At 68.4% G+C, this 722-nt stretch carries 1 protein-coding gene; it reads right to left on the reverse strand.

Going from position 1 to position 722, the window contains the following annotated elements:
• On the reverse strand, window positions 1–722 hold a 722-nt coding region (locus WBG83_RS22540; protein ID WP_336747635.1), incomplete at both ends, for a beta strand repeat-containing protein.

Genomic DNA, 722 nt, shown 5'->3' on the forward strand with positions numbered 1-722 from the left:
CCGGTTGCTCCCGTCGAACCTACCGCTCCCGTGGCTCCGGTCGCTCCCGTCGAGCCTACCGCACCTGTGGCTCCGGTCGCTCCGGTTGAGCCTATGGCACCTGTGGCTCCGGTTGCCCCAGTCGAACCTACCGCACCCGTAGCTCCGGTTGCTCCCGTCGAGCCATCTGCTCCCGTGGCTCCGGTCGCTCCGGTCGAGCCTACCGCGCCCGTAGATCCGGTGGCTCCCGTCGAACCTACCGCACCTGTGGCTCCAGTCGCTCCCGTCGAACCTACCGCTCCCGTGGCTCCGGTCGCTCCTGTCGAGCCGTCTGCTCCCGTGGCTCCGGTCGCTCCTGTCGAGCCTACCGCGCCCGTAGCTCCGGTGGCTCCCGTCGAGCCATCTGCTCCCGTAGCTCCAGTTGCTCCGGTCGAGCCTACCGCTCCCGTGGCTCCAGTGGCTCCGGTCGAGCCTATGGCACCCGTGGCTCCAGTCGCTCCCGTCGAACCTTCAGCTCCAGTGGCTCCGGTTGCCCCAGTCGAACCTTCAGCTCCAGTTGCTCCAGTTGCTCCGGTCGAGCCTATGGCACCCGTAGCTCCAGTTGCTCCGGTTGCTCCCGTCGAGCCATCTGCTCCCGTGGCTCCTGTCGCTCCCGTCGAACCTGCCGCACCCGTGGCTCCAGTTGCTCCTGTCGAGCCATCTGCTCCCGTAGCTCCGGTTGCACCGGTCGAGCCTACCGCACC

This window comes from Paenibacillus sp. y28 (genome assembly GCF_037137075.1).
Classification (GTDB): domain Bacteria; phylum Bacillota; class Bacilli; order Paenibacillales; family NBRC-103111; genus JBBBNV01.